The 2647-nt window shown below is 49.0% G+C and carries 2 protein-coding genes; both read left to right on the forward strand.

Annotated elements, in window-relative coordinates; genetic code table 11:
- Positions 1-169: 169 nt before the first annotated feature.
- Positions 170-1576 (forward strand): preprotein translocase subunit SecD, encoded by a 1407-nt coding sequence (locus ACI4J0_RS05385; RefSeq protein ID WP_439764788.1) that lies wholly within the window; start codon positions 170-172, stop codon positions 1574-1576.
- Positions 1573-2550: a protein translocase subunit SecF gene (secF, locus tag ACI4J0_RS05390; protein ID WP_439764789.1), complete on the forward strand. Its 978-nt coding sequence runs from the start codon at positions 1573-1575 to the stop codon at positions 2548-2550. The genes ACI4J0_RS05385 and secF overlap by 4 nt, the downstream gene beginning before the upstream one ends.
- The last annotated feature ends 97 nt before the right edge of the window (positions 2551-2647 follow it).

Consider the following 2647-nt stretch of genomic DNA (forward strand, 5'->3'; position numbering starts at 1 on the left):
ATTTTTATCGTGATATGAAAAAAGGAAAAGAAATTTCGCAAAAGTTAAATTTTCACCTATTGACAAGCGTGCAAATAAATGTTATAATAAAACGATAATTGCGGCCGTATGTAGAAGCGGCTCAACACAGATGTTTTAATCAGACATCGGGAAAGGAATGGTCATAAAAGTGAAAAGGGTCAAAAAACCTGTATTCTTTGTCGTTTTCCTGCTGATAGCGGCATTTGCGGCTTCGGTGCTCTTCGGCTTCAGCAGCTACTACGGCGATATTGAAACAGTTTACGTAAAGGGCGTTGATGATATCAGATTCGGTATCGATATCAAGGGCGGCGTTGATGTTACATTTACTCCTCCCGAGGGCTTCGACGCCACAGACGAGCAGCTGGACTCCGCCAAGGAGGTCATCGTTCAGCGTATGATAAACCTGAACATTACCGATTATGAAGCATATATCGATTACAGCAATGACAGAATAATCGTCCGTTTCCCATGGAAGGAGGGCGAGGCTGAGTTCGACCCCGAGGCAGCAGTCAAGGAGCTGGGCGAGACTGCACAGCTTACCTTCCGCGAGGGCATCGAGCTTGACAGCATGAACAAGCCCACAGGCGTTACCGCCGAAAACATTATCCTCGAGGGCAAGGACGTTGCCGAGGCTTACGCCGCATATGACCAGAGCGCAAATGCAGGCAGCCAGTGGGTAGTCGCTCTGAGGCTCACTGACGATGGCTCAAAGAAATTTGCCACCGCTACCGAAAAGCTTTATAATGAGGGCGGTGTCATCTCCATCTGGATGGACGATACCTGCATCTCCTCCCCCAGAGTAAACGCCGTTATCACCGACGGAAACGCTACCATCAGCGGAAGCTTCGACGCCGAAAGCTCCAAAAAGCTCGCGGACCAGATAAATTCCGGCGCACTTCCCTTCAAGCTTGTGACAGCAAGCTTCTCCACCATCTCCCCCAGCCTTGGCATGGGCGCTCTTGAAGCAATGGTGGTAGCAGGAATAATCGCATTTGCCTGCATCGCCGTATTTATGATAGCAGTGTACAGGCTCCCCGGAGTTATCGCAGTTATCGCACTTATCGGACAGGTTGCGGGAACCCTTGCATTCGTTTCGGGCTACTTCGGATTTAACGCCAGCGGCATACTCACCATTCCCGGTATCGCAGGTATTATCCTTGCTGTGGGAATGGGCGTTGACGCCAACGTTATCACCGCAGAGAGAATAAAGGAAGAGCTTAACAACGGCAAGACCCTTGACGGCGCGCTTATCAGCGGCTATCAGCGTGCTCTTTCCGCCATCATGGACGGAAACATCACAATGATACTCGTTGCCATAATCCTCATGGGCGCATTCGGCACTCCCGACAGTATCTTTGCAAAGGCTCTCCACTTCGTATTCTTCATGTTCGGTCCCTCCACCGCAGGAACCATCTATTCCTTCGGCTTCACACTGCTGACAGGTACCATACTGAACCTCTTCTTCGGAGTTCTCTGCTCCAGACTTATGACTATGTCCCTCTCGGGCTTCAAGGCGTTCAGAAATCCCAAGCTTTACGGAGGTGCTAAGAAATGAGCGACTGCAAATTCCATATAGATTTTATCAAGAACAGAAAGATCTATTTCACCATTTCAATTATTTTAGTTGCGTTCTGCATTTTATCCTCATTCATTTTCGGAGCAAAGCTTGATATCCAGTTCAAGGGCGGTACCCTTATCACCTACCTCTATGAGGGAGAGATCGACCTTAACGCATTCCAGAACGACGCTTCGGCGGCTCTCGATGGAATTGGCGTAAAGGCGACCACGGGAACCGACTTCAACACAGGCAAGAACAACGTTCAGCTCTCAATGCTTTCAAACTCGGGTCTTACCGCCGACAAGCAGATAGTCCTCACCAACACCCTTGAGGAAAAATATGCTGCCAATAACCTTGAGCTTGTGGAGTCAACGGACGTATCCCCCTCCGCAGGTAAGGAATTTTTCAGCAAATGTCTGGTTGCGGCAGTATTTGCGGCTATCGTGCTCATCATCTACATCGCCATAAGATTTAAGAACATCGGCGGCTGGCTGGCAGGTATATGCGCTGTAGCAGCCCTTCTCCACGATATCATCGTGGTATACGGTACCTTCATCGTTTTCGGTATGGAGATCGACGCAAACTTTATGGCGGTCGTGCTCACCATCTTCGGTTACTCCATCAACAGCACCATCGTTATCTATGACCGTATCCGTGAAAACAAGAAGCTTTACAAGAACAAGTACACTCTGGGCGAGCTTACAAGCCTCAGCATAAACCAGTCCATGACCCGTTCCATCAACACCACCGTTACCACCGTTTCGGCAATGATAGTAATTTCCGTTGTAGCGGTCATCTACGGTGTAAACTCCATCATCTCCTTTGCATTCCCCATGACAATGGGTCTTATCTCGGGCGCATACTCCTCCACCTGCATAGCAGGTCCCCTGTGGGTATGGCTTGAGGAGAAAAAGTCGGGCAAGAGCGGCAGCAAGAAAAAGGCTGCTCCCGAAAAATCCATTGAAGCGTAAACCAAATATTACAGTTTGAGGTCAGTCCGTATCGGGCTGACCTCAGCCTGTCGATAAAGCGGATAAATGAAAAAAGTTGCACAAATAAACACAACAC

The organism is Huintestinicola sp. (assembly GCF_051882455.1).
Taxonomy (GTDB): Bacteria; Bacillota; Clostridia; order Oscillospirales; family Ruminococcaceae; genus Huintestinicola.